This window comes from Hyphomonas polymorpha PS728 (assembly GCF_000685315.1).
Lineage (GTDB): Bacteria > Pseudomonadota > Alphaproteobacteria > Caulobacterales > Hyphomonadaceae > Hyphomonas > Hyphomonas polymorpha.
In genome coordinates this window covers 1-2,291 of sequence record NZ_ARYM01000050.1, presented here as the reverse complement: position 1 = coordinate 2,291, position 2,291 = coordinate 1, and the positions used below count along the sequence as shown (strand labels likewise).

General features: G+C 64.4%; 3 protein-coding genes. All 3 read left to right on the top strand.

Annotation, left to right across the window (positions count from 1 at the left end; all coding sequences use genetic code 11):
* A partial coding sequence (gene tnpA / locus HPO_RS19255; RefSeq protein ID WP_035602808.1) for an IS66-like element accessory protein TnpA occupies nucleotides 1–353 on the top strand: 353 nt, incomplete at its 5' end.
* Nucleotides 350–697, top strand: coding sequence for an IS66 family insertion sequence element accessory protein TnpB (gene tnpB / locus HPO_RS19250; protein WP_035602805.1), 348 nt, complete (start codon nucleotides 350–352; stop codon nucleotides 695–697). The genes tnpA and tnpB, both read left to right, overlap by 4 nt.
* A 50-nt stretch (nucleotides 698–747) precedes the next feature.
* Nucleotides 748–2,259 (top strand): IS66 family transposase, encoded by a 1,512-nt coding sequence (gene tnpC, locus HPO_RS19245; RefSeq protein ID WP_035602799.1) that lies wholly within the window; start codon nucleotides 748–750, stop codon nucleotides 2,257–2,259.
* Nucleotides 2,260–2,291 lie beyond the last annotated feature (32 nt).

The window sequence follows — 2,291 nt, the reverse complement described above, 5'->3', positions numbered from 1 at the left end:
TACGTCGCTTCTGGGACGAAGCGAAGAAGATCCAGATCGTTGCACAGACCCGTGTGCCAGGCGTGTCGGTGTCTCAGGTTGCCCGGCGCTATGACTTGAACGCCAACCTGATCTTCAGGTGGCTGCGTGACCCGCGATATGCAGTGGCGCAGGAGCGAACGGGCGATTTCCTGCCGGTGACGATTACGGCTGATCTTGATCTGCCTCCGCCGTTGAAGCCCTCGCGCCTGCCGGTTCCGCCGCCGGCAGAGGTCCGCGTTGAGATCACGACACCAAGCGGCTGCAAGGTGCGCGTTGAAGGCGGACTTGATGTTAGGGGTATCTGCGAGCTTGTCCGCGGGCTTGAGCGATGATCCCGGTTCCGGCCTCGACCAAGGTCTGGCTGTCGGCCGGCGTGACGGACATGCGCAAGGGCTGGGGCAGTCTTGCCGTTCTGGCAGAGAAGGTGCTCGCGGAGGATCCTTTCTCCGGACACCTGTTCGTGTTCCGCGGCCGGCGCGGTGACCTCGTGAAGGTGATCTGGTGGGACATGCAGGGCGCCTGCCTGTTCTCGAAGCGCCTCGAACGCGGCCGGTTTGTCTGGCCCGCCGCCAAGAACGGCAAGGTACATCTCAGCCAGGCCCAGCTCTCGATGCTGCTTGAGGGCATCGACTGGCGGATCACGCAGCAGACCTGGCGGCCACTGACGACGGGGTAGCGCGATTTTCCGGATTCACTGGCGGCCCGAAGCAGGGTAGATTTCCTTCCATGTCGGATGTGGCTGATCTTCCCGATGACATCGAGGCGCTGAAGGCGATGATCGCCGAGCAAGGCGCTGTCATTGCCCGCCAGGATGCACAACTTCGCCACCACCAGCTGCTGATCGAGAAGCTGAAGGCGCGCCTCGACAAGCAGCTGCGCGACCGGTTCGGATCCTCCGCCGAAGGCCTCGAACAACTCCAGCTGATGCTCGAGGATCTCGAGATCACCCACAGCGCCAGTCTACCAGCCGCAGAGCCTGAGTCAGCACTGAAGGACAAGCCGGTTCGCAAGCCGCTCCCCGATCACCTGCCAAGGACTGAGCAGGTGCTTGAGCCAGGCGAGACCTGTGGGGATTGTGGGGGTAAGCTGAAGCGTGTCGGTGAGGACGTGACCGAAGAGCTGGAGTACGTTCCCGGCCGGTTCGTCGTGAACCGCTTCATCCGTCCACGTATGGCCTGCAGCTGCTGCGAACGGTTCCACCAGGCGCCGCTCCCCTCGCGCCCTATCGAACGCGGACGTCCCGGTCCCGGCCTCCTCGCGCATGTGCTCGTCTCCAAGTATGCCGACCACCTGCCACTCTACCGCCAGAGCGAGATCTATGCCCGGGAAGGCATCGATCTGGAGCGCTCCACGATGGCCGACTGGGTCGGCAAGGCCGCGGCCCTGCTGGAGCCGCTCGCTGACGCCATCGGCGCGCATGTCCGCGCCAGCGCCGCGCTCCATGCCGATGACACGCCCGTCGATGTTCTCTCGCCGGGTCACGGCAAGACAAAGACAGGCCGGGTCTGGGTCTATGCCCGCGACGAGCGACCCTGGGGCTCGGACGCGCCGCCGGCCGCGTTCTACAGGTTCAGCATGGACCGCAAGGGCATCCGCCCGGCCGAGCACCTCAAGGGCTATACCGGGTTCATGCATGCCGATGGCTATGCCGGGTTTGAAGAGCTCTACCGCTCTGGCGCGATCTCCGAAGTCGCCTGCCTCGCCCACATCCGGCGCAAGTTCTTCGAAGAGGCTCAGTCGAAGAGCACGCCCATCGCCGCCGAAGCGCTCACCCGCATCGCCGCGCTCTACGCGGTCGAGGCGGAGATCAGAGGCCGGCCGCCCGACATGCGCGCCGCGACCCGCCAGGCAAAGGCGAGGCCCGTGTTCAACGACCTCATCACCTGGCTGCAATCAGAGCTGCCGAAGATCTCCGGCAAGTCGGATCTGGCGAAGGCCATCCGCTACGCCCTGACTCGCCTGCCGCGGCTCGAAGTCTATCTGTCGAACGGGCATCTCGAGATCGACAACAATGCAGCCGAGCGTGGCATGCGCGGGCTCGCCATCGGGCGCAAGAACTGGATGTTCGCAGGATCCGAGGGCGGAGGACATAACGCAGCCATCGCGTACACGCTGATCGAGACCGCCAAGCTCAACGACATCGATCCGCAGGCCTGGCTCACCAACGTTCTGTCACGGATCGCCGATCATCCGATCAACCGCGTCGCAGAGCTGGCGCCTTGGAACTATAAACGTTGATCCGGTCAAGTGCGGTCAGGCCGGACGCTTAC

Bases quoted from the DNA above. Each gene is read 5' to 3' on its own strand.
- tnpB (WP_035602805.1), top strand. From the start codon at position 350: ATGATCCCGGTTCCGGCCTCGACCAAGGTCTGGCTGTCGGCCGGCGTG.
- tnpC (WP_035602799.1), top strand. From the start codon at position 748: ATGTCGGATGTGGCTGATCTTCCCGATGACATCGAGGCGCTGAAGGCG.